Source organism: Enterobacter cloacae complex sp. FDA-CDC-AR_0164, assembly GCF_003071645.1.
Taxonomy (GTDB): domain Bacteria; phylum Pseudomonadota; class Gammaproteobacteria; order Enterobacterales; family Enterobacteriaceae; genus Enterobacter; species Enterobacter ludwigii.
In genome coordinates, this window is the sequence record NZ_CP028950.1 from 1,332,228 (window position 1) to 1,354,419 (window position 22,192).

Here is a 22,192-nt window from a genome sequence, read left to right on the forward strand (position 1 = left end):
CCCGGTAAGGCGTATAACACTGTTATACGCCTTTGTCCTGACTACCAGCCCGGCACCGCGCCACCGTTAAAGAGGGTCTCTGCGGCCTTCGCCACTTCCGGCGACTGATACGACTGGATAAATTCCTTCACGTTTTCCGCGTCTTTGTTGTCTTCCCGCGTCACCACGATATTCACATACGGCGAGTTTTTATCTTCAATAAACACGCTGTCATGCACCGGCGACAGCCCGGTTTGCTGGAGATAGGTGGTGCTGATAATGGCAACATCCACTTTCGGATCATCCAGCACGCGCGGCAGTTGCGCCCCTTCCAGCTCCATAATGTTCAAATGCTTCGGATTGGCGGTGATATCCAGCGCCGTCGGCAGCAGGCCAACGTCCGGCTTCAGGGTAATCAGCTTCTCTTTTTGCAACAGCAGCAGTGCGCGGCCAAGGTTGGTCGGATCGTTTGGAATGGCGATGGTCGCGCCGTCCTTCAGCTCAGACACGGATTTGATCTTGCGGGAGTAGCCGGCCATCGGGAAAACAAAGGTATTCGCTACAGCAACCAGCTTGTAGTGATGCGCCTTATTATCTTCTGCCAGGAACGGGCGATGCTGGAAGACATTGGCATCAAGATCGCCCTGACTGGTGGCATCATTGGGCAACAGCGAGCCGCTGAACCCCACCAGTTCCACATCCAGACCGTATTTCTCTTTCGCCACTTTTTTAGCGACTTCCGCCACGTCCTGCTCCGCGCCGTTAATCACGCCGACTTTGATGTGTTTGGCATCGCTGCCGCCTTGATCGCAACCTGCCAGCAGCAGGCCCGCGAGAACCAGAGCACCCAATCGAAGTTTCACGAGACATATCCTTTTGATAAACGTTTCAGTGACTATATCGACAACGGTACGGCTGGCTAAAAAACGAAAAAGCATCAATAAGACGGATAAGTTATATGTGCGGGGGCGCTATTGATCCGACCTGAGCATGCCCGCACGGCGTAACGGCGTTTCACGTAAAAACCACGACAGTACAAACGCCAGCACCATAATGCTTGCCGCCAGCAGGAACACCGCGTGAATGGCTGAGCCAAACGCATCAAGGTAATCGAGCCGCAGGGTCTCTGGCAGCCGGTGAATGGCCGCAGGATTGAGCTCATGCGGTAACTCCGCCCCTTGCGGTAAACGGTCCATCAGACCCGATTGCAAAACGTGGGTGAAGACCGCGCCAAACAGCGCGACGCCGATGGCCCCGCCAATGGAACGAAACAGCGTGACCCCGGAAGTCGCTACCCCGTATTGATCGGCAGAGACGCTGTTCTGCACGGCCAGCACCAGTACCTGCATGACCAGCCCCAGACCCATCCCCAGCACGCCGGTAAAAATGTACAGCTGCCAGGTCGGCGAGTGGATCGAGATACGCGTCAGCAGCACCATGCCCACCACGCCAAGCAGCGTACCGGCGATCGGAAACAGACGGTATTTTCCGGTACGGCTGATAATCCGCCCGCTGATGATCGAGGTCAGCAGCAGTCCGCCCATCAGCGGGATCAGCTGCAGACCGGCCTGAGTCGGCGTGGCGTCTTTCACAACCTGCAGATAGAGCGGCAGGAAGGTGACCGAGCCAAAGAGCGACATCCCGATAATAAAGCCAATCAGGCTGCAGAGCAGAAAGCTGCGATCGCGGAACAGCGAGAGCGGAATGATCGGCTCCCAGGCCAGACGCTCCTCATAGATAAACCCGGCGATACCCGTCAGGCCAAAGGCCAGAATGCACCACAGCTGCGGGTCGTTCCACTGGCGTATCGTCCCGCCTTCAGTGGTAAACAGGATGATACACAGCAGCGCCATGCTGAGGTAAATCGCCCCCAGATAATCAATCTCGTGCTTGTTGCGCCGTGCGCTGCCGTGGAACACCGCGCCTATCACCAGCAGGGCAAAGAGGCCAAGCGGCAGGTTGATATAAAAAATCCAGCGCCAGGAGGCGTGCTGTACGATAAACCCGCCGATAAGCGGCCCGATCACCGTCGCCAGACCAAACACGCCGCCAAACAGCCCCTGATAGCGGCCACGCTCCGCAGGCGGAATAACGTCCGCCACGGCGGCCATGCTGATGACCATCAGACCGCCGCCGCCCAGCCCCTGCAGGCCGCGCATCAGCACCAGTTGGGTCATGTTTTGCGCCAGACCACAGAGCACCGACCCTGCCAGAAACAGCACAATAGCGATTTGAAGGACGATTTTACGCCCAAACAGATCGCCGAATTTTCCGTACAGCGGCACCACAATGGTCGAGCTGAGAATATAGGCCGTCACCACCCAGGAGAGTTTATCCAGGCCACCCAGTTCCCCAACAATGGTGGGCAACGCCGTGGAAACAATCGTCTGGTCCAGCGCCGAAAGCAGCATCACCAGCAGCAGCGCGCTGAACAGCAGCTTTATCGACGGCGCGTTTTGCGCAGGTTGAGTCATTACGTCGGACTCCATAAGAGATCGCTTGAAATTAATTAACTGGATAATTAATATTTAAGTAAGTGATGAATAAGATCAAGAGATCCTGCGACTATGCCAGCACATAAGGACAATTCTGAACCGCGCCGCCCCGGTCGACCACGCGGCGGAAAGCGGGCAACCGCCAGCCGCGAACAGCTGCTGGATATTGCGTTGAGCCTCTTTTCCCGCCAGGGGATCGCTCAAACCTCGCTGAACGCCATCGCCAAAGAAGCGGGCGTAACGCCAGCGATGCTGCATTACTACTTCACTTCACGAGAACAATTGCTCGACGCGATGATTGAGGAGCGCTTCCTGCCCTTACGTAATCGGATCGGCGCAATTTTCGCCGAAAACCCCGACTCGCCGGTCAACGCATTAACGCAAATGGTGAAAGTACTGGCCGAGCTGGCGGAGCAGCACCGCTGGTTTGCCCCGCTGTGGATGCAGGAGGTCATCGGGGAGATGCCTGTACTGCGCACGCATCTGCACGCGCGGTTCGGTGACGACAAATACCAGGCAACGCTCGCCACCCTTAAACGCTGGCAGCAGGAAGGGCAACTGAACCGGGCACTCGCGCCAGAACTGCTGTTCACCACGCTGCTAAGCCTGGTGCTGGTGCCGTTCTCAAGAATGCGCAACGACGAGAGGCTACACGCCCTCTCGCCAGAGATCATTGTGCGTCATGCGCTGGCCGTGATGGGCAACGGCATCGGCGGTTAAAGGGATTTGGTCAGATAATGCCTTTGCATACCCGGGTACGGGTAATCCGGCAACGACATCTGCAGCTGATAGCCCTGCTTTTCATAGAATGGACGTGCCTGGAAGCTGACCGTATCCACCAGCGCATGGGTGCAGCCTTTGCGTCGGGCTTCGTCTTCCGCCGTTTTGATAAGCTGGCTGCCGACGCCCGATCCCCGCACGGTGTCGCTGACCCACAGAAAATCGATGTTTAGCCAGTCGCCTTTGCGCACGCCAATTAACCCACCCAGCATCACGCCCTTATCGTCTCGCACATAAACGCCAATGTCGCCGCTAAAGTTTGAGAGATCTAAAAATTGTCCGTTGTAGGCGCGAAGTCCTGTTAATAATTCTTCTTTTTCATCGTGTGTGACGTTATCCGTCGTGCTCAGATGCATATTTTTCTCCTTATTTTCTGTGCAATATTAATATTGCACAGCCTTTCCTTCATCAAAACTCCTTTTTTTCTCCATTCTTTAAACATTGAAATATTCATTCAATAAGTACTTAAAAAAAGTCTTTCCAATACGCACCTGAAACGTATAATGAGAACGATCATTCTCACTTTTATAGGGTAACCGACGATGAGCACAAAACTGGAAGAACGCCAAAAACAGCGTCAGGACGACATCATCGCTGCCGCGCGTCAGTGCTTTCGCACCAGCGGTTTTCATGCGGCCAGCATGTCGCAGATCGCCAGCGAGGCAAAGCTCAGCGTCGGGCAAATCTACCGTTATTTCAGTAACAAAGATGCGATTATTGAAGAGATGATTCGCCGTATCATCGACTCACGCATCGAAGAGATTCAGGGTAAAACGCTGGTCGAGGGGATGCCTCAGGCGCTCGCCTGGCGACAGACCCTGAATGAAGATGACGATGCGCTGATGCTTGAGATGTCGGCTGAAGCCACGCGTAATCCCCAGGTGGCGGCCATGCTGGTCGAAGCGGAACAGCGGATGTTTGCTAATGCCTGCGCACACCTGAAAAAACAGTTTCCCCACCTGAGTGATGATCATATTCGCTGCTGCGTGGAGATTACCGCGGTAATGATTGAGGGGTCTATTTACCGTCGACTCACCCCCTTAAACGTACCCTCTGAACAATTAGAGCCTCTTTATCAAAATATTTTAAATATGCTTTTCTCTGCGAAGTAATCGCATGTGAATAATTAGCGGGAAGACGTTATTCCCTTATTAACATTTCCGGCTCTGCCGGAGATGCGGTATCGCTGTGCCTTTAAATAGCCCCCTTCCTTGTTAAGCCATTAACAGGGCAGGCATCGTTCACCCTGGAAAAAATTATGAAAACCATAACAACCTCCATCGCAGCATTATTCCTCCTGACGGGGTGCGATAATGCACAACCAACTGCTCCTCAACATCCCCTCCCGCAAGTGGGGATTGTTACGCTCCTGAGCCAACCCGTTTCCGTGGTCAGTGAACTGACCGGACGCACCACGGCCGCCATGAGCGCGGAAGTGCGTCCTCAGGTGGGCGGCATTATTCAGAAACGGCTCTTTACCGAAGGCGATACCGTGCAAGCCGGACAGGCGCTGTATCAAATTGACCCTTCCAGCTACCGCGCCGCCTACGATGAGGCCGCCGCAGCCCTGAAACAGGCGCAGGCGCTGGTGCAGGCCGATTGCCAAAAAGCTCAACGCTATACACAACTGGTGAAAGACGACGGTGTATCGCGTCAGGATGCCGAAGATGCAAAGTCCACCTGCGCGCAGGACAAGGCCAGCGTGGAGTCGAAAAAAGCAGCCCAGGAAAGCGCGCGCATTAACCTCAACTGGACCACGGTGACCGCCCCGATTGCCGGACGTATTGGCATCTCTTCGGTCACCCCCGGCGCACTGGTCACTGCCCAGCAAGAGACCGCACTCGCCACCATTCGCGGCCTGGACAATATGTACGTCGATTTAACCCGCTCCAGCGCCGATCTTCTGCGATTACGCAAACAAACGCTTGCCAGCAACAGCGAGACATTGAGCGTGTCGTTGATCCTTGAAGATGGCAGCACCTATCAGGAAAAAGGCCGTCTGGCCCTGACTGAAGTGGCAGTGGACGAATCCACCGGGTCGGTCACACTGCGCGCCGTCTTCCCCAACCCGCAGCATCAGCTTCTGCCCGGGATGTTTGTTCGCGCCAGAGTGGATGAAGGGGTAATGAGCGAGGCCATCCTCGCCCCGCAGCAGGGAATTACCCGTGATGCCAAAGGCAACGCCACCGCGTTGGTGGTGGGGGCCGGCAATAAGGTGGAACAACGTCAGCTGGAAACGGGTGACACCTACGGTGACAAATGGCTGGTGCTGAGTGGGCTGAAGGCTGGCGATAAGCTGATTGTGGAGGGCACCGATAAAGTGACCGCCGGTCAGCAAGTTAACGCCGAAGAGATGAAAACCGCGGGAGGAAACGCCTGATGTTTTCCCGCTTCTTCGTGCGTCGCCCGGTTTTTGCCTGGGTGATTGCTATTCTGATTATGCTCGCCGGGGTGCTGGCGATCCGTACCCTGCCCGTCGCGCAGTATCCCGACGTCGCCCCGCCGTCGATCAAAATCTCTGCCACCTACACTGGCGCGTCGGCACAGACTCTGGAAAACAGCGTCACCCAGGTCATTGAGCAACAGCTGACCGGGCTGGATAACCTGCTCTATTTTACCTCCACCAGCAGTTCGGACGGCTCGGTAAGCATCACCGTCACGTTCGAACAGGGAACTGACCCGGATACCGCGCAGGTTCAGGTGCAGAACAAAGTGCAGCAGGCCGAGTCGCGCTTGCCGACCGAGGTACAGCAGGCCGGCATTACGGTGCAAAAATCGCAGAGTAACTTCCTGCTGATCATGGGCGTGTACGATAAAACCGACCATGCCAGCAGTTCGGATATCGCCGACTGGCTGGTGAGTAATATGCAGGATCCGCTGGCACGCGTAGAAGGCGTCGGCAGCCTGCAGGTGTTTGGTGCGGAATACGCCATGCGCATCTGGCTTGACCCGGCAAAGCTGGCGTCGTACTCGCTGATGCCATCCGACGTTCAGAGCGCCATTGAAGCGCAGAACGTGCAGGTTTCCGCCGGTAAAATCGGCGCGTTACCCGCGTCCGGTACCCAGCAGTTGACCGCCACCGTGCGTGCCCAGTCGCGCCTGCAGACGGTCGATCAGTTTAAAAATATCATCGTTAAGAGCCAGTCCAGCGGCGCAGTGGTGCGTATCGGCGACGTGGCGCGCGTGGAGATGGGCAGCGAGGATTACACGGCTACCGCCAGGCTGAATGGCCACCCGGCAGCCGGTATGGCGGTGATGCTCTCGCCGGGCGCAAATGCGCTCAATACCGCTACCGCGGTGAAAGCTAAAATTGCCGAATTCAAACGGGCAATGCCGGAAGGTTATGACGTGGCCTATCCGAAAGACAGCACCGAGTTCATTAAGATCTCGGTGGAAGATGTGATTCAGACGCTGTTTGAGGCCATTATCCTCGTGGTGGTGGTGATGTATCTGTTTCTGCAGAACATTCGCGCCACGCTCATCCCCGCGCTGGCGGTGCCGGTGGTTCTGTTAGGCACCTTTGGTGTGCTGGCGCTGTTCGGTTATTCCATCAATACCCTGACGCTGTTTGCGATGGTGCTGGCGATAGGTCTGCTGGTCGATGACGCCATCGTGGTAGTGGAAAACGTCGAGCGCATTATGCGCGATGAAGGTCTGCCCGCCCGCGAAGCCACCGAAAAATCGATGGGCGAAATTTCCGGTGCGCTGGTCGCCATTGCGCTGGTGCTTTCCGCCGTGTTTCTGCCGATGGCCTTCTTCGGCGGCTCAACCGGCGTCATCTACCGCCAGTTTTCGGTCACCATTATCTCAGCGATGATCCTCTCGGTGGTGGTGGCGCTGACCCTGACACCCGCGCTCTGCGGCTCGGTACTGCGCCATACGCCTCCTCACAAAAAAGGGTTTTTCGGCGCGTTTAACCGCTTCTACAGTAAGACCGAGCATGGCTACCAGAATAAAGTCCTGCGCGCGCTGCGCCGCTCCGCGGGCATGCTGGTGGTCTACGCCCTGCTCTGTGGCGCGATGGCCGTGGCAATGCTGAAGCTGCCCGGCAGCTTCCTGCCCACGGAGGACCAGGGTGAAATCATGGTGCAGTACACCCTGCCTGCCGGTGCGACAGCAGTACGTACCGCGGAGATCAGTCGCCAGGTTCGCGAGTGGTTCCTCACTAAAGAGAAAGCCAACACCGATGTGATTTTTACGGTCGAGGGCTTTAGCTTTAGCGGCAGCGGCCAGAATGCCGGGATGGCGTTTGTCTCCCTGAAAAACTGGTCCGAGCGTAAAGGCGATGAGAACACCGCTCAGGCGATTGCCCTGCGCGCCACTCAGGAACTCGGCTCCCTTCGCGATGCCACCGTCTTTGCCATGACGCCCCCGGCCGTAGACGGCCTCGGCCAGAGCAACGGTTTTACCTTCGAGCTCATGGCCAGCGGTAGCACCGATCGCGACACGTTACTGAAGATGCGTAATCAGCTGATCGGCCAGGCGAATCAGGACACCTCCCTGCATGCCGTTCGCGCCAATGATTTGCCGCAGATGCCGCAGCTGCAGGTGGATATCGACAACAACAAAGCCGTATCGCTGGGGCTTTCCCTGAGCGACGTCACCGATACCCTCTCCAGCGCCTGGGGCGGAACCTACGTGAATGACTTTATCGATCGGGGCCGCGTGAAAAAAGTCTACATCCAGGGAGACAGCGATTACCGCGCCGTGCCTTCCGATCTCAACAAATGGTACGTGCGCGGCAGCGACAGCACCATGACGCCGTTCTCCGCTTTCGCCACCACGCGCTGGGAATATGGCCCGGAGAGTCTGGTGCGCTACAACGGCTCGGCGGCCTATGAAATTCAGGGCGAGAACGCCAGTGGTGCCAGCTCCGGTACGGCGATGACCCGGATGGAACAGCTGGCGAACAACCTGCCGGCCGGCACAACCTGGGCGTGGAGCGGGTTGTCGTTACAGGAGAAACTGGCGAGCGGCCAGGCGATGAGCTTGTATGCCCTCTCCATCCTGGTGGTATTCCTGTGCCTGGCCGCGCTGTATGAGAGCTGGTCGGTGCCGATTTCAGTCATTCTGGTGATCCCGCTTGGGGTGCTGGGTGCGGCGCTGGCCGCCTCGCTGCGCGAGCTGAGCAACGACGTCTATTTCCAGGTGGCACTGCTGACCACCATCGGCCTGTCGTCGAAAAACGCCATTTTGATCGTTGAGTTTGCGGAGGCGAAAGTCGCGGAAGGTTACTCCCTGACGCGTGCCGCGCTGCGTGCGGCTCAGACGCGACTGCGTCCGATCATCATGACGTCGCTGGCGTTTATCGCCGGGGTAACACCGCTGGCCGTCGCCACCGGTGCAGGCGCCAACAGCCGCGTGGCGATTGGGACCGGCATCATCGGCGGGACGCTCGCGGCAACGATGCTGGCCATCTTCTTTGTTCCATTATTCTTCGTACTGGTGAAACGTCTCTTCTCCGGTAAGCACGCAAACCGGAGGTCATAATGTTTCGTGTATCTGTTTTAGTGTTAGCGCTGCTGAGCGCAGGCTGTGTTTCGTTAGACCCTACCTACCAGCGTCCTGACGCGCCCGTCCCGGCCACGTTGCCGGGCACCCATGGCGAAGCCACCGCCGTGGTCAGCCAGTGGCAGCAGGTGATGAACGATCACCGCCTGAACAAGGTGGTAACAATGGCACTCACCAGCAACCGCGATGTGCAAAAAGCGATTGCTGATATCGACGCCGCCCGCGCCCAGTATGGTGAGACGCGCTCGTCTCTGTTCCCGTCGGTGGATGCCAGCCTGAGCCATACCCGCAGCCGCACGCTGGCCAGCGGCGTGAGCACCAGCGATGAGGCTAACGGCGCCGTCTCCAGCTTCGAGCTGGATCTGTTTGGTCGTAACCAGAGCCTCTCGCGCGCCGCGCGTGAAACCTGGCTTGCCAGCGAGTTCACGGCGCAGAACACGCGCCTGACAATGGTCAGCGAGCTGACCACCGCCTGGATTACTCTGGCGGCAGATAACAGCAATCTGGCGCTGGCAAAATCCACTCAGGAGAGCGCAGCGAACTCGCTCAAGATTGTGCAGCGTCAGCAGGACGTCGGGGTCGCCGCCGCAACGGATGTCAGCGAAGCAATGGCGGTTTATCAGCAGGCCCGCGCAAGCGTCGCCAGCTATCAGACGCTGGTGATGCAGGACAAAAACGCCCTGAATTTGCTGGCGGGCGAGACGGTACCGGAAAACCTGCTACCCGGTACGCTGGAGAGCCTGAGCGATAACGCCATCACCCTGATCCCGGCGGGCGTTAGCTCCGCCACGCTGCTGCGTCGCCCGGATATTCAGGAGGCTGAACATAACCTGTTGAGCGCTAATGCCAACATCGGTGCTGCGCGCGCCAACTTCTTCCCGACGATGTCGCTTACCGCCAGCGCCGGGGTCGGCAGCGATTCGCTCTCGTCATTGTTCAGCCACGGCATGAAGGTCTGGTCGTTCGCGCCGTCCATCTCCCTGCCGCTGTTCAGCGGCGGCAATAACATGGCGCAACTGCGCTATGCCGAAGCGGAGAAAAAAGGGCTGATTGCCACCTATGAGAAAACCATCCAGAGCGCGTTCAAAGATGTAGCCGATGCGCTGGCGCGCCGCGAAACCCTGAGTGAAGAGCTTGACGCGCAAAGTGAATACGTGGCGGCAGAGCAAAAAACGCTGGATGTGGCAACGCGCAGCTATCAGGTGGGGGCGGGTGATTACCTGACCGTTCTCACCGCGCAGCGCGCCCTGTGGTCGGCACGGGCATCATTGATTGCCCTGCAGCAGACCGACTTTGAAAACCGTATTACGCTGTGGCAGTCGCTGGGCGGAGGGATTCAATAACCGCCGGTGCCGGTCCGGGTCAGGGTTCTCATACGCAGGAAGACAAAAATTCATACTTTCGGCTGGCGTCGCTACACTGAATGTAACGATATATTTCATGGGAAGCCTGTGACGTCTAAAGGGGATTTTGATGAAAGCTGCACACCTGGTTTGCCTGCTCGTTTGTCTGCTCTTCGCCGCGTTTGTCCATGCCCAGGAAAAAGACGATCCCGTGAAAGAGGCCCAGATAAAGCAGCAGATCCTTAAAGATGTGAAGAAGGCCTGCACGCCCCAGAAAAAGCAGAGCGATAAAGCCTGGCAGGCGATGATTTTGTCGTCTGAGGCCAATCAACTGTTGATCAAAAACGCCATCACGGCCGTGAAGCGCGACAATCTGGATGCTTACTGGGACGCGGTCAGTCAGGTAGATTGTATGGAAGATTATTAAGCGTGAAGCCGGGCTTCACGCTTTTTTTAGCGCTTTCGTACATCCGGAATAATCAAATCCCCGCGCAGAACATAGGACCCCAGCATCTGCGTTTTCTCCGTCAGCCAGCCCACAATACGTGCCGCCATAGCATCCATTGAGTATTCAATGGCCGGGATCACCGGGATACCCGGCAGATGCAGCGATCCGGCAAGGCTAAAGACCATAATGTCGTCCGGCACGGATTTATTAAACGCCTGCAGCTGCGGGATCACCCGCTGAGCTTCCTGTTCGTCCGCCACCAGCAGCGCGTTAAAATTCAGCGTGCTCGCATTGTTAAGCAACTCCTGCAGCGCAACGGATGAGGAGGTGGCATCCATAAAGACGAGGTTGCGATTAAAGGGCAGGAAATTTTTCTCCAGCGCGTGTTTATAGCCCAGCAACACCTGGTCGGCGAAACCGCTGCCTTGCGGATGGATCAGGGCTATCTGGCGTCGCCCCTGGCTGGTCAGATAGTTACAGGCGGTTTCGGCGGCAAAGGCGTGATCGAACTGGATGCTGTTGGAATTATCGGACTCCATGCAGTCAACGAGGATGACATTGTCCATCTCGACGTCCAGCGGGAAACGCGCGCCAATCACCAGGATGTCATCACATAACCCACAGGAAAGTTCTTCCAGGGCGTGCATCACTTCCGCTTTGGTATGCGCGAAGCGCAACAGCAGATGTTTTTGATGCTGGCTGAGGTGCTTTTCCAGCGCGTAAAGATAACCGGTGGTCTGGTTAATATTCTCCTGCGCGCAAATCACCCCAATACACCCCGTCGACTGGCTCAGCAGCGACTGCGCAATTACATTGGGCCGGTAGTTCAGTTCATCAACCGCTTTTAAAACGGCCTGGCGGCTGGCTTCCTTTACGCCACGCGACCCACTCAACACTCGCGATACCGTGGCTTTAGACACCCCGGCAAGACGTGATACATCATTGATTGTCGACATCTCTTTCCCCTGGCAGGCTTACTTCGCACCTGCAAATTCCATCACCGCTACGGCTCATATTATAGCCAGAATGGAGTATATCCTTTTCCGTTTTTCATGGAAACCGATTTTCCATTTCAACTCAAAATGATGTCAAAACGCGCAAATTATGTGACATGCATCTGTTTAATTAGCGTCATAAGTAGTGGATCTTGATGGTTGTCACACTTCTGTCTTTTATAAATGGAAACCGGTTTCCGTATAATGTCCAATCATCCTCGCAATAACTTTTTACATTTAGAGGATGGTTGTCGATGTTCAAGATTATGCTGTGTTGCTCTGCCGGGATGTCCACCAGCCTGCTGGTCAGCAAAATGGTCGATGTCGCGAAAGAGCGCGGGTTGCCGGTAAAAATAGACGCGTATGGCGTTTCCGAATTTGATACGCAGTTTCCGCAGTACCAGGTTGTCCTTCTCGGACCCCAGGTGAAGTACATGTTACAGACACTCTCAGACAAGGCGGCTACAAAGGGCATCCCGGTCCAACCCATCGACATGATGGATTACGGTATGCAACGTGGCGATAAAGTACTGGACTATGCTCTGTCGCTCATCGAAGCGGCACACTAAAAGGTGTTCACATGAGTTCGTTATATCAATCAATGGTCGCGGTTATTGAGCAGTCAATTACCCCGCTGGCCGCGAAGCTCGGCCAGCAAAAGTATGTGATTGCCATCCGCGACGGCTTTACCGCCGCGCTGCCGTTTATGATCATCGGCTCGTTTATGCTGGTGTTCATCTTCCCGCCCTTCTCCGCGGATACGACGAACAGCTTTGCCCGCGGCTGGCTGGATTTCTCCCAGACTTACCGTGAACAGCTGATGCTGCCGTTCAACCTCAGCATGGGCGTGATGACGTTCTTCATTTCGGTGGGGATTGGTGCAAGCCTGGGGCGTCAGTTTAACCTCGATCCGGTGATGTCCGGTCTGCTGGCCTTTATGGCCTTCCTGCTGGTGGCGGCTCCGTATGCCGACGGCAAGATCTCGACCCAGTACCTCTCCGGCCAGGGGATTTTCACCGCGCTGATCACCGCCATCTACTCCACCCGCGTGTATGCGTGGCTGAAGCAGAACAACGTGACCATCCGTCTGCCGAAAGAAGTGCCGACCGGTGTGGCGCGTTCGTTTGAGATCCTGATCCCGGTCATGGTGGTGATCGGTACCCTGCACCCGCTGAACCTGTTTATCGAAGCACAAACCGGGATGATTATCCCGCAGGCGATTATGCACCTGCTGGAACCGCTGGTCTCTGCGTCTGACTCCCTGCCTGCCGTTCTGCTCTCCGTGCTGCTGTGCCAGATCTTCTGGTTTGCCGGTATCCACGGCTCGCTGATTGTCACCGGCATCATGAACCCGTTCTGGATGGCCAACCTGTCCGCAAACCAGGCGGCACTGGCGGCTGGCGCAGCGCTGCCACACGTTTACCTGCAGGGTTTCTGGGACCACTACCTGCTCATTGGCGGCGTCGGCTCCACGCTTCCGCTGGCCTTCCTGCTGCTGCGCAGCCGCGTCACACACCTGCGCACCATCGGCAAAATGGGCGTTGTGCCCAGCTTCTTTAACATCAACGAACCGATTCTGTTCGGCGCGCCAATCATCATGAACCCGATGCTGTTTATCCCGTTCGTGTTTGTTCCGCTGGTGAACGCCTGCCTGGCGTACGGCGCCACCAAAATGGGCTGGCTGGCACAGGTGGTGTCGTTAACCCCGTGGACGACCCCGGCCCCTATTGGCGCATCGTGGGCGGCAAACTGGGCGTTGAGCCCGGTGGTGATGTGTCTGGTGTGTATGGTGATGTCAGCGCTGATGTACCTGCCGTTCCTGCGTGCTTACGAGCGTACGTTGATGAAAAACGAAGAGCAGAAAGCCCAGGCAACCGTCGGTGCCGCTGAAACAGCAAGTCATTAAGTCAAAGAGGAAAGGTCATGAAATACGCATTTCCCGATAATTTCTGGTGGGGCAGCGCAAGCTCCGCCCTCCAGACCGAAGGGACACGAGAGGGTGAAACCACCTGGGATTACTGGTTTGCCCGCGAGCCAAACCGTTTTCATAATGGCGTGGGACCGCAGCACACCTCCACGTTTTATCAACACTGGAAAACGGACATTCAGCTGTTAAAGCAGCTGAACCACAACAGCTTTCGCACCTCGATTAGCTGGGCGCGCCTGATCCCCGACGGTATCGGTGAAGTGAACCCGGAAGCGGTCGATTTTTATCATCAGGTCATTGATGAGCTGATTGAACAGGGTATTACCCCGTTTATCACCCTGTTCCACTTCGACATGCCGATGGCGATGCAGGAGATTGGCGGCTGGGAAAACCGCAACGTGGTGGACGCTTACGCCCGTTATGCGCAGATTTGCTTCGATCTGTTTGGCGATCGCGTGCTGCACTGGTTTACCTTCAACGAGCCGATTGTGCCGGTGGAAGGCGGCTATCTGTACGATTTCCACTATCCCAACGTGGTGGATTTTCGTCGTGCGGCCACCGTGGCGTATCACACCGTGCTGGCGCATGCGCAGGCGGTACGCGCTTACCGTGCCGGGCACTACGCCGGGGAGATCGGTATCGTACTGAACCTGACGCCGTCCTATCCGCGCTCGCAAAACCCGGCTGACGTCAAAGCGGCACACATTGCGGACCTGATGTTTAACCGCAGCTTCCTTGACCCCGTCCTGCGCGGCGAATACCCGGCGGACCTGGTGGCGTTGCTGAAATCTTACGATCAGCTCCCCGCCTGCAAACCGGAAGACAGTTTCCTGATTGCGGAAGGAAAAATCGACCTGCTCGGCATTAACTATTATCAGCCGCGTCGCGTGAAATGCCGTGACAGTGCGGTGAACCCACAGGCACCGTTTATGCCGGAGTGGTTCTTTGATAATTACGAAATGCCTGGTCGCAAGATGAATCCATACCGTGGCTGGGAAATTTATGAGCCGGGTATTTACGATATTCTGATTAACCTGCGCGACAATTACGGTAACCCACGCTGTTTTATTTCTGAGAACGGTATGGGTGTCGAAAATGAACAGCGCTTTATTGAGAATGGTCAGATAAACGATCAATACCGCATCGATTTTATTTCCGAACATTTGGCCTGGCTGCATAAAGGTATTAGCGAAGGGTGCCAGTGTCTTGGCTACCATATGTGGACCTTTATTGATAACTGGTCGTGGTGTAATGCGTATAAAAATCGCTACGGATTTATCCAGCTCGATTTAACTACCCAGCAGCGCACCATCAAGAAAAGCGGCGAGTGGTTTGCCGCCACCGCATTAAATAACAGTTTTGACAGAGAGTCAGCGTAATGATCGCATTAGAAGAAGCCGTAATGGAAATTATCGTCAACGCCGGTCAGTCGCGTAGCCTGTGTTTTGAAGCCCTGCACGCGGCGCGTCAGGGCAACCTTGACGAAGCCAAAAGCCTGCTGCGCGAAGCCGATGGCTACGCGCGCCAGGCGCACAAAATGCAGACCAAACTGATCGAACAGGATGCGGGCGAAGCCCGCCAGCCGATGACCTTAATAATGGTTCACGCGCAGGATCATTTAATGAATTCCCTGCTGGCACGTGAATTATCCGAAGAAATAATCCATTTATATCAGAGATAATGTATGGCGAAAAAACGTTAATGTAATCACTCTGTACCTAAAATAGAAATCCACTTGTTCTGATGATAGCGACAAACTCTGTCAGATCGGAGCGGGATGGTTATTGTCTGAATAAAATTAAACTATATTGAGATAACCATGAATTATATTAAAAAACTTCCATTAACCATGGCGGTTATCGCCGCGCTTTGCCCAATTTCTGTACTCGCACAAGAATTTACGCAAGAGCAAATCGACGCCATCGTGGCGAAAGCGGTAGACAAAGCGCTAGCCGAACGGCAGGCCAAAATGGACGCCGCCGTCGCGAAAAAAGCGGACGTGGTCACCGAACCGCAAAGCGCGGCGCAATCACCGGACCTCGCGATTCCGTTTGGGGTTAAATTTACCGGCTATGCCCGCTACGGCGCGCACTTCCAGGCAGCCGATCAGAAATACGTGGCGGTAGACGGTTCCTATAACGGCGCATCCGCAATCGGTCGTCTGGGTAACGAAGGCAACGGCGGTGAATTCCAGCTCTCCAAAGCCTTCAAGGGCGACAACGGTGCCATCTGGGACATCAACGTGATGATCGACCACTGGGGCGACGAGGTTAACCTGAAAAAAGCCTATGCCGGTGTGACCAACATTATGGCCTCCAACCCGAACGCCTACTTCTGGGCTGGCCGTGACTTCCACCAGCGTCCACAGCAGGGTATCAACGATTACTTCTGGATGAACCACGACGGCCAGGGTGCCGGGGTGAAGAACTTCGACATCGGCGGCGTGCAGTTTGACGTTGCCGCGGTGGCCGCGGTGGAATCCTGTAGCCCAGAAGTGATGGAAGATGAGGCGAACCCGTCGCGCATTACCTGTACCGGCGGTTCCGGCACGGGCGACAAGGGTAACTATGCTGCGACCTCAAAAATCCACGGCATGAAAGTCGGCCCGCTGGATCTGGAGCTGTACGCGAACTACGGTTTTGACTCCAAAGCCATTGAGAGTGAAGAGCGTCTGAAGGCCTGGCAGGGCGGCGTGGTGCTGAGCCACACCAACGACAGCGGCGTGAATAAGGTGATTGCCCGTTATTCTGATAACGCGGACAACAGCGTATTCAACAAAACCGAAGATCTGACCACGGTCTACGCCAGCTTCGAAGGGCTGTACAAATTCACCCAGGCCACGCAGGTGGAGTACATCCTCGCCTTCCACGACTACGACAACAGCCGCGATAAAACCGACAACCGTAAGAACTACAACGCCATCGTGCGTCCGATGCACTGGTGGAACGACGTTCACTCCACCTGGCTGGAAGCAGGCTGGCAGCACGTGGATTACGACAATGGCGGTGATAACAAAGGCTGGAAGCTGACCCTGTCGCAGAACATGTCTATCGCCATGGGGCCAGAGTTCCGCCCAATGCTGCGCTTCTACGTGACCGGCGGCAAAGTGGATAACGAACGCACCGCCCGTGTGAACGGTACAAAAGATGAGACGCTGGATGATTTCAACGTCGGCGCGATGTGGGAAGCGTGGTTCTAAGCAAGGTAAAAGCAAAACGGCAACGCACGTTGCCGTTTTTCGTGTTTGCACCCTCTCCCTGTGGGAGAGGGTCGGGGTGAGGGCATCAGGCCACACCGCACCCGGCAAGACCCATGTTATGCTACACAAAAACCAACATAACAGGGGAGAACATGGGTTCCACACGTAAAGGAATGCTCAACGTTCTGATCGCCGCCGTTTTATGGGGCAGCTCAGGGGTTTGCGCACAGTACATCATGGAGAAAAGCCAGATCTCGTCCCCTTACCTGACGATGATTCGCCTGCTGTTTACCGGCGTCATCTTGCTGACCCTCTCCTTCGTTCATGGCGACAAGATTTTCTCAGTCATCAAACATCGTAAAGACGCCCTCAGCCTGCTGTTTTTCTCGCTGGTTGGTGCGCTCACCGTCCAGCTCACCTTCCTGCTGACGATTGAAAAATCCAACGCGGCGACGGCCACCGTGCTGCAGTTTCTCTCGCCAACGATCATCGTCGCCTGGTTCGCGCTGGCGAGGAAAAAACGTCCCGGCGTGTTTGTTTTATCCGCCATTTTGACGTCACTTGTCGGCACCTTCCTGCTGGTCACCCACGGTGATCCAACCTCGCTCTCCATCTCCCCTGCCGCCCTGTTCTTCGGTATCGCCTCGGCCTTTGCCGCCGCGTTTTATACAACCTACCCGTCGACGCTTATCGCCCGCTACGGCACGCTGCCGATTGTTGGCTGGAGTATGTTAATCGCGGGGGTCGTGCTGACGCCGTTCTACGCCGGACGCGGGACCACCTTCGTGATTGATGGCAGCCTGCTGCTGGCGTTTTTCTATCTGGTGGTGATTGGCACGGCGCTGACGTTCAGCCTGTATCTGAAAGGCGCACAGATGATTGGCGGGCCGAAGGCGAGCATTCTGAGCTGTGCCGAGCCGCTGAGCAGCGCCCTGCTGTCGGTGATTTTGCTTGGGGTGGCGTTTACGCTGCCGGACTGGCTGGGCACGCTGCTGATTGTGTCGTCGGTGGTGCTGATTTCGATGGATTCGAGAAGACGGGTTCAGACATCGGCGTAGCCTGATGCCCTCACCCCATCCCTCTCCCACGGGAGAGGGAGAAAAGCATTACTTCGCCTTAACCTTCCCCGCCACCAGCAGCGCCGTCAGCAGCATCAGGGTTCCTGAAATCACCAGCGGTGACGTCAGCCCCAGATGGTCCAGCGCAACGCCGCCGATCGCCGCACCGCAGGTGTTCGCCAGCTGGATCACCGCGACCTGAATCGACCCGGCTTTTTCCGCCTGATCGGCGAGCGAGCGGGTGATCCACGTCGACCAGCCCACCGGCACCAGCGCAAAAGCAAAGCCCCAGATAATCGCAATCGCCGACGCAACCCACTTATCGCTGCCCCACAGCACCAGCACCGCAGCGCTAATTGCCAGCACCAGCGGCGCGCCCGCCAGCGCCACTTTCAGAGAACGCTTCAGGAACGCGGACGACAGCGAGGTGCCGACAAAGCTGGCGATACCGAAGCTCAGGAGCACCAGCGTCAGGCCATCCACATCAAACCCGGCCATGTTCATGAATACCGGGCGGATATAGGTGAAGAAGGCAAACTGTCCGGCAAATGCCATAAAGATGGCGGTCATCCCCGCCAGCACGCCCGGGCGCTTCAGCAGGCTGAACATATTCTGTTTATGGTGTGCCGCTTCCCCCGGTAAGGACGGCAGCGCTTTCCAGACCCAGAGAATGCAAAGCACCCCCATCACCGCGGCAGCGTTAAAGACGTTACGCCAGCCGATGATCCCGCCAAGGAAACTGCCCAACGGCGCAGCAATGACCAGCGCGATCGAAACAGCACCAAAGATCACGGAGAGGGCTTTCGGCACGGTGCGCGCGGGAACCAGACGCATGGTGAGCGAGGCCGACATCGCCCAGAAGCCGCCTAATCCCAGCCCCAGACAGGCGCGACCCAGCAGCAACAGGGTGAAGTTATTGGCAAAAGAGACCAGCAGGCAGGAGAGCGTCAGCAGCACGCTGAACAGAATGACCACTTTGCGGCGGTCGATGGCGCCGATCACCTGGGTAATAAACAGGCTCGCGAACATCGCCACAAAGGCGGTCACAGTGACGGACTGCCCCGCCACCCCTTCGGAAATGCCCAGATCCTGCGCCATCGGCGTCAGCAGGCTCACCGGCAGAAACTCAACGGTAATCAGGCAGGCAACGCAAAATGCCACGGAGAAAACCGCCGACCAGTTGGGGCGAGTGACCTCCTGGGTCTGCGGTCTGGGTGTGGGCTGAATGTGTTCTGTCATGGCGTCACCTGAAGATAAAAACGTGCGGAAAAGTCGCGCAGTTTATCATCAAAAGTGTGACGGATTTAACGATTTGACAACTTTTGTCGTTTTTAATGAGCCTGAAGAGAGCGCGTCGTCGACTGATACCTTTTCTGCATAACGAAAATGAAAATTCAGTATCCACATTTGAGGTGAAACAATCATAGCGTCTGAAAAGGAGAAACTATGAAAACACGTAATTTATCTCAAAATCTTACCGTCAGTGCCGTCGGCTACGGTGCCATGGGTCTGAGTGAATTTTATGGCCAGACTGATGACAACGCCTCGCTGCGGGTATTGCATAGCCTCATCGATCTGAACGTGACGTTTATTGATACCGCAAATTTATATGGCCGTGGTCATAATGAAAGACTAATCGGTCATTTTCTTGCCGGGCTGGATAAAAGCACTCGCGAGCAGTTCAAAATAGCCACGAAATGCGGCATCGATCGCTCTCCCGACGAGTCTTATGCCCGCACCATCAACAATACGCCTGACTATATCATCCGCTGCTGTAATGAGTCCCTCAAGCGGCTTGGCGTGGAGCGAATCGACCTCTTTTATCTACACAGACTGAGTAACACCACCCCGGTCGAAGAGAGTATGGATTGTCTGCGCACCCTTGTGAAAGAGGGCAAGATCAACCACATAGGCCTTTGCGAAGTGTCGGCGTCAACGCTGCAACGGGCCCATGCGGTACATCCGGTCACCGCGCTGCAAACGGAATATTCTCTGTGGACACGCGATATCGAGGAAAGCATTCTGCCGGTCGTGAAAGCGTTAGGCATTGGTCTGGTGCCCTACTCGCCTCTTGGCAGAGGCTTCCTGACGGGAAAATACCTGAACAATAGCGAATTTTCAGAGGGTGATTTCCGTAAAAATAACGAGCGCTTTATGCAGTCCAGCCTCGATCATAATCGCCAGCTGCTCGATGTCATCCACCCGCTGGCGGCGAAATACGGCTGTACCGCGGGTCAGATTGCCCTTGCCTGGCTGTTAGCGCAATACGATCGGCTGGTTCCCATCCCGGGCACTAAGCACACCGGCTATCTGGCCGAGAACGCGCGCGCTGCCAACATTGAGCTTGAGAAGAGCGATATTGAATCATTGAACAACCTGCATCGCCGTATAGAGATTAAAGGCGATCGCTATTCTGCCGAGGGTATGAAGGGCGTGAACGCCTGATACCTCATCATGAAAATAAAAAAACCGGGTTTTCCCGGTTTTTTTATATCGGATACGCCGTGCCGTTAGCGATAAACGCTCAACGCGACGCCTTCCCCACCGCCTACACACAGCGCGGCGACGCCACACTTGCCGTCATTACGGACCAGGGCATGAACCAGCGTCATCAAAATCCGGCAGCCGGATGCGCCTATCGCATGCCCAAGCGCGATTGCCCCGCCGTAAGAACCTGACCCATAATGACCTGAGAGATATTACTGGCCTCTACGCCAGATTCTTTCAGGAGCGCCTGAATGACCCGGCTTCCCAGGTCAGCGGCGGAATGTTCCGCAAGCGCGCCCAGAAATGCGCCCGTCGCCGTGCGGCGGGCTGCAATAATGACAACCTCGCTCATGCATGACTCCCTTTCAGTCCCGGCAACGTATGACCCGTCGCAGCGATTGCCGCGCGGTAGGCGGTAAGACCGTTCATACAGGCGGGAACGCCGGCATACACCGCCATCTGTATCACAATTTCAAGCAGCTCTTCCGGCGTCACGCCGGTGTTGAGCGCGCCTCTCATGTGCAGTTCCAGCTGCGGCATAGCATTACCCAGCGTCACAAGCGAGGCGACAGTCAGCATTTCGCGCGTTTTGAGTTCCAGTCCCGGACGTCCCACCACATCCCCGAACGCATAGTCGGTTATCAGGGCAGGCAGGCCCAGGTCCAGTTCGCTCAGGCGGCGGGTGACTTTATCCGCGAGCCCTGCTTCAAGACGGTCCATGATCTCTCTGCCATAGCGCGTGCGGTCATTAATTTGACTCATAAGATTTCTCCATACGGGATTGTTTTGCGGTCAAGGTTGCAGGAATAACCGCGACAAGCAGAACGGACAGGCCGATAGCCGTGCCGGCGACGATATACAGGAGAGGCATTGAAAATGATGAAACCATCCAGGCACCGATCGACGCGCCGATACCAATGGCGGTATTGAAAAACGAAACGTAGATTGCGGAGGCCGGGAAGGCTTTATCTTCAGCCATACGTAAAACCCACGTCTGGAAGCCGACAAATATTCCTGACACGGCAACGCCCCAGATAATCATGCTGGTGAATATCAGCGCAGCAGAGAGCGAGGAACCTGACAGGCCCAGGAACAGCAGCACTGCACAGATCAGCAGTACAGACAGCGAAACCGTCAGCTTGAGATACTTATCAATCATCACGCCGGTCAGGAAATTACCGGCCAGACCCGCGATGCCGTAAACAAAAAGCACGGCGGGAATAAAGGCGGTGGACAGTAAACTCTGCGTGTGAAGCCAGGGTTCAATGTACGTAAAGGCGGCAAAGTGCGCCGTAACAGCCAGCAGGGTTGCTGAGTAAATTTTCCATAGGGTAGACGATTTCAGCACGCCCTTAAGCGCATCCAGGCCAAGCGCGCTTTTGCTGGCGATCTGGGGAACAAGCACGCTAATACCCACAAAGGCAATTACGCTCAGCGCGGCCATCAGCCAAAATGCCTGCCGCCAGCCGAAGTGGATACCAATGTAGTTGGAAACCGGTACGCCAAAAACGCTTGCTGCGGAAACGCCACCAAATACGATTGACGTCGCCGCACCAATATATCTGGCAGGAACCATGGCAACCGCCGTTGCGCCGATCATCGCCCAGAATGCACCGTGAGCAAGCGCGCCCAGCACGCGGGCACTAAGCAGCATTCCGTAGGTGTTTACCGTCGCGGCCATGACGTTAGAGATCAGAAGCACCACGGTGAGCACGAGTAAAAGCCGCTTCTTAGCCACATTGCCTAAAAAGACGGAGGCAAACAGCGCACTCAACGCCCCCACCCAGGCATAAAGCGACACGGTCATGCCCACCGCGGATTCCGAAGACCGTAATCCCTCTGCGATTGGCGTTAATAATCCGACCGGCGCCAGTTCGGTAGTGACAATAGTAAACGTTGAAATAGCCAGAATGAATAACGCAAGCCATGACCTTAACGTCATATTTTGCGGAGAGAGTTCTGAAGTCATA

21 protein-coding genes and 1 pseudogene are annotated in these 22,192 nt (G+C 56.0%); 13 read left to right on the forward strand and 9 right to left on the reverse strand.

The genetic code is table 11. The features are described from left to right. Nucleotides 1–41 precede the first annotated feature (41 nt). Both nlpA and AM410_RS06490 read right to left on the reverse strand, forming a co-directional pair. Nucleotides 42–842, reverse strand: coding sequence for a lipoprotein NlpA (nlpA, locus tag AM410_RS06485; RefSeq protein ID WP_020882712.1), 801 nt, complete (start codon nt 840–842; stop codon nt 42–44). Nucleotides 843–950: 108 nt separating this feature from the next. Beyond that, nucleotides 951–2,468, reverse strand: a complete 1,518-nt coding sequence (locus AM410_RS06490) for an MDR family MFS transporter (RefSeq protein ID WP_073397532.1) — start codon at nt 2,466–2,468, stop codon at nt 951–953. 78 nt (nt 2,469–2,546) lie between these two features. Here AM410_RS06490 and AM410_RS06495 point away from each other — a divergent pair, with 78 nt between their 5' ends. Beyond that, nucleotides 2,547–3,194, forward strand: coding sequence for a TetR/AcrR family transcriptional regulator (locus AM410_RS06495; protein WP_073397530.1), 648 nt, complete (start codon nt 2,547–2,549; stop codon nt 3,192–3,194). On the opposite strand, the gene AM410_RS06500 is transcribed toward AM410_RS06495, so the two are convergent. Then, the gene (locus AM410_RS06500; RefSeq protein ID WP_014168016.1) at nt 3,191–3,610 is read right to left on the reverse strand and encodes a GNAT family N-acetyltransferase; all 420 of its coding nucleotides are present in this window, start codon (nt 3,608–3,610) and stop codon (nt 3,191–3,193) included. The genes AM410_RS06495 and AM410_RS06500 overlap by 4 nt on opposite strands. 186 nt (nt 3,611–3,796) lie before the next feature. Here AM410_RS06500 and AM410_RS06505 point away from each other — a divergent pair, with 186 nt between their 5' ends. The 5 genes from AM410_RS06505 to AM410_RS06525 all read left to right on the forward strand — a co-directional run bounded on the left by AM410_RS06505 (nt 3,797) and on the right by AM410_RS06525 (nt 10,535). Next, nucleotides 3,797–4,366 (forward strand): TetR/AcrR family transcriptional regulator, encoded by a 570-nt coding sequence (locus AM410_RS06505; RefSeq protein WP_073397528.1) that lies wholly within the window; start codon nt 3,797–3,799, stop codon nt 4,364–4,366. A gap of 146 nt (nt 4,367–4,512) precedes the next feature. Beyond that, the gene (locus AM410_RS06510; protein WP_083599692.1) at nt 4,513–5,634 is read left to right on the forward strand and encodes an efflux RND transporter periplasmic adaptor subunit; all 1,122 of its coding nucleotides are present in this window, start codon (nt 4,513–4,515) and stop codon (nt 5,632–5,634) included. Then, a complete protein-coding gene (locus AM410_RS06515; protein WP_073397524.1) occupies nt 5,634–8,744 on the forward strand; it encodes an efflux RND transporter permease subunit in 3,111 nt (1,036 codons plus the stop codon). Before AM410_RS06510 ends, AM410_RS06515 begins: the two co-directional genes overlap by 1 nt. Beyond that, nucleotides 8,744–10,108 (forward strand): efflux transporter outer membrane subunit, encoded by a 1,365-nt coding sequence (locus AM410_RS06520; protein ID WP_108647659.1) that lies wholly within the window; start codon nt 8,744–8,746, stop codon nt 10,106–10,108. The genes AM410_RS06515 and AM410_RS06520 overlap by 1 nt, the downstream gene beginning before the upstream one ends. A 130-nt stretch (nt 10,109–10,238) precedes the next feature. Beyond that, nucleotides 10,239–10,535 carry a YicS family protein gene (locus AM410_RS06525; RefSeq protein WP_020882719.1) on the forward strand — a complete coding sequence of 99 codons (297 nt, stop codon included), beginning with the start codon at nt 10,239–10,241 and terminating at the stop codon, nt 10,533–10,535. 26 nt (nt 10,536–10,561) lie between these two features. Here AM410_RS06525 and AM410_RS06530 read toward each other — a convergent pair whose 3' ends face one another. Beyond that, a complete protein-coding gene (locus AM410_RS06530) occupies nt 10,562–11,512 on the reverse strand; it encodes a LacI family DNA-binding transcriptional regulator (RefSeq protein ID WP_014168010.1) in 951 nt (316 codons plus the stop codon). A 293-nt stretch (nt 11,513–11,805) separates the two neighbouring features. Between AM410_RS06530 and AM410_RS06535 the strand changes: the two genes are divergently transcribed. The 6 genes from AM410_RS06535 (at nt 11,806) to AM410_RS06560 (ending at nt 17,735) form a co-directional block, all read left to right on the forward strand. Further along, a complete protein-coding gene (locus AM410_RS06535; protein WP_014830072.1) occupies nt 11,806–12,120 on the forward strand; it encodes a PTS sugar transporter subunit IIB in 315 nt (104 codons plus the stop codon). 11 nt (nt 12,121–12,131) lie between these two features. Next, nucleotides 12,132–13,457, forward strand: coding sequence for a PTS sugar transporter subunit IIC (locus AM410_RS06540; RefSeq protein ID WP_073397519.1), 1,326 nt, complete (start codon nt 12,132–12,134; stop codon nt 13,455–13,457). 17 nt (nt 13,458–13,474) lie between these two features. Further along, the gene (locus AM410_RS06545) at nt 13,475–14,857 is read left to right on the forward strand and encodes a glycoside hydrolase family 1 protein (protein ID WP_073397517.1); all 1,383 of its coding nucleotides are present in this window, start codon (nt 13,475–13,477) and stop codon (nt 14,855–14,857) included. Continuing rightward, nucleotides 14,857–15,159 carry a PTS lactose/cellobiose transporter subunit IIA gene (locus AM410_RS06550; protein WP_014168006.1) on the forward strand — a complete coding sequence of 101 codons (303 nt, stop codon included), beginning with the start codon at nt 14,857–14,859 and terminating at the stop codon, nt 15,157–15,159. Before AM410_RS06545 ends, AM410_RS06550 begins: the two co-directional genes overlap by 1 nt. Nucleotides 15,160–15,297: 138 nt before the next feature. Beyond that, on the forward strand, nt 15,298–16,677 hold the full coding sequence (locus AM410_RS06555) for a carbohydrate porin (protein WP_047954859.1): 1,380 nt from the start codon (nt 15,298–15,300) through the stop codon (nt 16,675–16,677). A 152-nt stretch (nt 16,678–16,829) separates the two neighbouring features. Beyond that, the gene (locus tag AM410_RS06560) at nt 16,830–17,735 is read left to right on the forward strand and encodes a DMT family transporter (protein ID WP_020882723.1); all 906 of its coding nucleotides are present in this window, start codon (nt 16,830–16,832) and stop codon (nt 17,733–17,735) included. A gap of 48 nt (nt 17,736–17,783) precedes the next feature. Here AM410_RS06560 and nepI read toward each other — a convergent pair whose 3' ends face one another. Next, nucleotides 17,784–18,974 (reverse strand): purine ribonucleoside efflux pump NepI, encoded by a 1,191-nt coding sequence (gene nepI, locus AM410_RS06565; protein WP_073397515.1) that lies wholly within the window; start codon nt 18,972–18,974, stop codon nt 17,784–17,786. A 207-nt stretch (nt 18,975–19,181) separates the two neighbouring features. Between nepI and AM410_RS06570 the strand changes: the two genes are divergently transcribed. Beyond that, nucleotides 19,182–20,180, forward strand: a complete 999-nt coding sequence (locus AM410_RS06570) for an aldo/keto reductase (RefSeq protein ID WP_073397513.1) — start codon at nt 19,182–19,184, stop codon at nt 20,178–20,180. A 65-nt stretch (nt 20,181–20,245) separates the two neighbouring features. Here AM410_RS06570 and AM410_RS06575 read toward each other — a convergent pair. The 4 genes and pseudogenes from AM410_RS06575 to AM410_RS06590 all read right to left on the reverse strand — a co-directional run. Next, nucleotides 20,246–20,401, reverse strand: a pseudogene (locus AM410_RS06575) (acetyl-CoA C-acetyltransferase); the annotation flags it as partial. Next, nucleotides 20,371–20,574 (reverse strand): thiolase, encoded by a 204-nt coding sequence (locus tag AM410_RS06580; protein ID WP_020882726.1) that lies wholly within the window; start codon nt 20,572–20,574, stop codon nt 20,371–20,373. The pseudogene AM410_RS06575 and the gene AM410_RS06580, both read right to left, overlap by 31 nt. Next, complete coding sequence (locus AM410_RS06585) at nt 20,571–20,984, reverse strand: carboxymuconolactone decarboxylase family protein (protein WP_108647661.1); 414 nt, start codon at nt 20,982–20,984, stop codon at nt 20,571–20,573. The genes AM410_RS06580 and AM410_RS06585 overlap by 4 nt, the downstream gene beginning before the upstream one ends. Further along, nucleotides 20,971–22,191 carry an MFS transporter gene (locus AM410_RS06590; RefSeq protein ID WP_073397510.1) on the reverse strand — a complete coding sequence of 407 codons (1,221 nt, stop codon included), beginning with the start codon at nt 22,189–22,191 and terminating at the stop codon, nt 20,971–20,973. The genes AM410_RS06585 and AM410_RS06590 overlap by 14 nt, the downstream gene beginning before the upstream one ends. Between the last annotated feature and the right edge of the window lies 1 nt (nt 22,192).